At 41.3% G+C, this 2014-nt stretch carries 1 protein-coding gene and 2 pseudogenes; 1 reads left to right on the forward strand and 2 read right to left on the reverse strand.

The window, feature by feature from the left end:
- Positions 1 to 921 (reverse strand): CRISPR-associated endonuclease Cas3'' (locus B9J84_RS14275; RefSeq protein ID WP_094124416.1); only part of this gene is annotated, 921 nt, incomplete at its 3' end.
- Positions 922 to 1241: 320 nt separating this feature from the next.
- Between B9J84_RS14275 and B9J84_RS14280 the strand changes: the two are divergent.
- A pseudogene (locus B9J84_RS14280) lies at positions 1242 to 1766 on the forward strand (DUF4113 domain-containing protein); the annotation flags it as partial.
- A 12-nt stretch (positions 1767 to 1778) separates the two neighbouring features.
- Here B9J84_RS14280 and B9J84_RS16390 read toward each other — a convergent pair.
- Positions 1779 to 2014: pseudogene (locus B9J84_RS16390) on the reverse strand (hypothetical protein); the annotation flags it as partial.

The following is a 2014-nucleotide window of genomic DNA, read 5'->3' on the forward strand; positions in this document are numbered from 1 at the left end:
CGTTGGGACAGTCAAACTGTAAATGCCCGTTTCGCCTTGTGCGCGATTAAAACAGTTGTCTGATATTTCAGCGCGAATATGGTCGATGGGATTGACTTGCTCAAATCGTGAGATGAAGCTTTCAATTTTATCGCAAGCAAAAGCCCAATCAGGTTGCTTAAAACGCTCAGGTTTGTTGCTTGGCTGCTCAAAGTCGGCGCTGTCAATTCGGTCGGCATCTATCAAACAACTGAACAGCATTTTAGTAAACATGCCAAGGTAGTAATCATGTTCAATGGCTGAAAGGACAACCCTATCGAACATACTTTTCAGGTTTTGACTACTTTCTGAGATAAACTGAAAACTTGCGAGTGACTGCGCTTGTGAAAATAAATCAGGATCAGCGTTTTTAGTGCATTCTTTTTGATGGGTTAGTTCATCATGCTTTTTAATCCTGTTTGCAAAAACATTTTCATTTTCTGACAAACTGTCAATCAATCCACTATGATGCGAGGCAATACACATGCTTAGAGCTTGAGTAATTGCTAAACCGTAAGGGGCAAGTGCTTGGTCTTGTTGTTTTAACTTCAAGTAATGAGGGAAAAGTGAGTTGAAAATCCACTGTGCGCCTGCACTCGAGTGGTCAATTTTACCTTTTAAGCTTCTGCTCGTTGAACTTTCAGAGCTACCCTCGTCATTATCTGGGTTATAGCCTGTTTGCTCTGCAATAATCAGACGCATGTAATCTTGGAATGCATTACTGTATTTACCAAAGTCATGCATTAAGCCAATCAGTTTCCCTTGCTCGGCAAAACCTATTTTTGCAGCAAGCCTGCCAGCTAATTCGCTAACCGCTTTTAAGTGAACATAAACGCTTTGGTGGTGCCCATGCTCGATATCTGGATGGGCAATATAAGATTCATTAGAGCTTAAATCATCCATCAACATAGATCCCTCTGCGTAACGATCTCGATAAACTTATATCGGCACTTACTTCTATCTTTCATAAACCTCCAAAGGGGAAAGGAGCTAAAGTGATTTCTAGTATATCGAAAGGAATGTAGTGTAGCCTGTTGATTGATCTCGCCAGACAAATAAACATGTTGCACTGTATAGACAAGCATAATAACGTTACATAGCTTCATAAACCAGTGAACCCGTTGAATGAACTTTGAAAAATGGGAGATCAACAGTTGTTTGCTCAGGCGTTTGAGGCTGAACTTCAAGCCTTTCTCGAACAACACTTATCTTCACTTTAAATTGACGGAAAACAAGCCACTACAAGTGCAGGACAGAGAATTACTGACTTTGAGTCGTTGCAACAAGCGTTGTGTACGCACGCTAATATTGCTTCCTTCAAGGCTCGAAAACAAAAGTCACTGTGTAGAGTGATGCTCTGTTTCGCTAACAGTTCACCATTTGACGCGCTTCCAATAGCACGTAGAGCGGTTCATCGTTTTGCGTATCCAACTGCTGATGTGACCCAGATAACTCAAGCCGCCTCTCGACTGGCTGAGCAGTTATTCCAGCAGGATGTGAGGTTTTATAAAATTGGTGTTGGGCTGATTGACTTAGTTGACGAACAGCATGAGCAGCCTGATCTTTTTAATCTGACTCCGAATAATCCTAAGCTTATGAATGTGTATGACACATTAAACAATCGATTTGGGAGTGAGACTGTATTTTTAGCGGTACAAGGGATATCTCAGAAGTGGTCAATGCGGCGTAAGATGTTAACGCCGCAATATACGACCCAGTGGGTCGATTTACCGAAGATCAGGTGCTAGCTATCTCACAATCTATAATTCGATGTCAGGATACACCAGTCTATTGAGTTTCTTTTCAGCTTTACAATAAATCTGATCAGAAAATATTTCCGAATTAAGAATCTTTGCGTCCGCGGCTATCCCAATATTGCGATACGCGTTGTTCAATTTCCACACGGTTTTACCGCGTTCAACTTCAACGAAAGTTGCATAAGGTATGCCTCTGTATGAACTCGCAACTTTTGTATAAACTGTAACCAACACTTGAA

Source organism: Vibrio sp. V03_P4A6T147 (assembly GCF_002241085.1).
Classification (GTDB): domain Bacteria; phylum Pseudomonadota; class Gammaproteobacteria; order Enterobacterales; family Vibrionaceae; genus Vibrio; species Vibrio anguillarum.